2 protein-coding genes are annotated in these 1,613 nt (G+C 75.9%); both read left to right on the top strand.

Going from position 1 to position 1,613, the window contains the following annotated elements:
- Positions 1-219: 219 nt before the first annotated feature.
- Entirely contained in the window at positions 220-732 is a 513-nt protein-coding gene (locus DZF91_RS23975; protein ID WP_117359564.1) for a hypothetical protein, read from the top strand.
- Between the two features lie 92 nt (positions 733-824).
- Complete coding sequence (locus DZF91_RS23970) at positions 825-1,493, top strand: DUF3105 domain-containing protein (RefSeq protein ID WP_117359563.1); 669 nt, start codon at positions 825-827, stop codon at positions 1,491-1,493.
- The last annotated feature ends 120 nt before the right edge of the window (positions 1,494-1,613 follow it).

The following is a 1,613-nucleotide window of genomic DNA, read 5'->3' as shown; positions in this document are numbered from 1 at the left end:
GGCGCCCGCGCCGTTCTCCGGCCGCGGGTCGGGGCCGTGCGCGGGCCGCCCGGGCTCCGGCCCGGCGGTGGTCGGATCGTCGAAGAGGCCCTCCGGCTCCCCTGCTCCCAGGCTGCTCGTCACCCTCCGACACTATCTCGGTTCGGTGACAAGTCCGGATGGTCTGGAACGCCGGTGGCGGGAGAGGCGTTGGTCCGTCCCGGAGGTGAACGGAACCAGGTGACCGGTACGGCCGTCCCGTACGTCCCCGCCTCGCCCCGGCGCACCGCGCGGGACGCGGCGCGGGGCACGGCGCAGGGCGATCTGCGGGGCGCGGCACAGCGCACACCACGGCGCCGCCACGGGCTGGCGGGGCTGTTCGTGGTGCTGTTCGCGCTGGCCGGGCTCCTGTTCAGCTACGGGCTCGAGCACACCCCGCCGCCGGACCTCTGCCATCCGCACGGTCCCGCGTGGTCCGCCCCGGTCACCGGCGGCACGCACATCCGGCTCGCCCCGGGCGACGCGGCGGCGACACCGGCGGCGATGGCGCCGACGCGCCACACGCCTCCCTCCCCGGCGCAGACCTGCCTCTGCCTGGCCGTCCTGCTGGGCATCATGCTGCTGGCGCTGGGGGCGCGTCCGGACCGCTGGCGGCTGCTGCTGCCGGCGCGCCTCGGCTGGCGGCCGGCCGTCCCGGCCCGTCCCTCCCCCGCTCCCCTCTCCCTGGCCTCCCTGCAGGTGCTCCGGCTGTAGAGGCTCCTGGCCGCACGCGCGCGGCCACGCCTCGACCTTCACCAGCACAGCCACCTTCACCGGCACGGCCATCCGAGAGGACCTCTACAGCCATGTCCAACAAAGCGCGCTCCCGCACGCCCGGAAACGCCTCAGGCAAGGCCCGCGGGAGCGGGCGCCCGGCGGGCGGCGGCTCCGCTCCGCGCAAGCCCGCGCCCCGCAAGAACGCCCTGACGGAACGGCAGACGCCGTGGGGCGCGATCGCCTTCTTCACCGTGATCGGGCTGGTCGCGGCCGTCGCGATCGGGTTCGCGTTCCTGCAGGCCCGCTCGTCCGGCGACGGGGCCAAGATCGCGGGCCTGGTCAGCAAGGAGGAGACCAACCGCGACCACGTCCAGACGTCCGTCAAATACGACACCACCCCGCCGATCGGCGGGGCGCACGACCCGCTCTGGCAGAACTGCGGCGTCTACACCGCCGCGCTCCGCAACGAGAACGCCGTCCACGCGCTGGAGCACGGCGCGGTGTGGATCACCTACCGGCCGGACCTGCCCACGGACCAGGTGGTCAAGCTGTCGGCGAAGGTCGGCGCCACGCCCTACACGCTGCTCAGCCCCTACCCGGGCCTGGACGCCCCGCTGGTGCTGAGCGCGTGGGGCAAGCAGCTCAAGGTCCAGAGCGCCGACGACGGGCGCGTGGACGCCTTCCTGAAGGCGTTCGTGCGCGGCCCGCAGACCCCCGAGCCCGGCGCGGCCTGCACCGGCGGCAAGGCCACCCCGTGACCGGCGGAGCCGAGGCCGGGCAGGACGGGGCCGAGGCCGGGCAGGACGGGGCCGGGACCGGGCAGGGCGGAGCGGTCGTCTCCCCCGGTTCGCCCGGCTCTCCGGGCGCCCGGCGGGGGC

The organism is Actinomadura logoneensis (assembly GCF_003428695.1).
In the GTDB taxonomy this organism is placed as follows: Bacteria; Actinomycetota; Actinomycetes; order Streptosporangiales; family Streptosporangiaceae; genus Spirillospora; species Spirillospora logoneensis.
This window is presented reverse-complemented; position numbering and strand designations above follow the sequence as displayed.

What these genes read in the sequence shown, in the direction of transcription:
- DZF91_RS23970 (WP_117359563.1), top strand. Translation starts at nt 825, where the DNA reads ATGTCCAACAAAGCGCGCTCCCGCACGCCCGGAAACGCCTCAGGCAAG.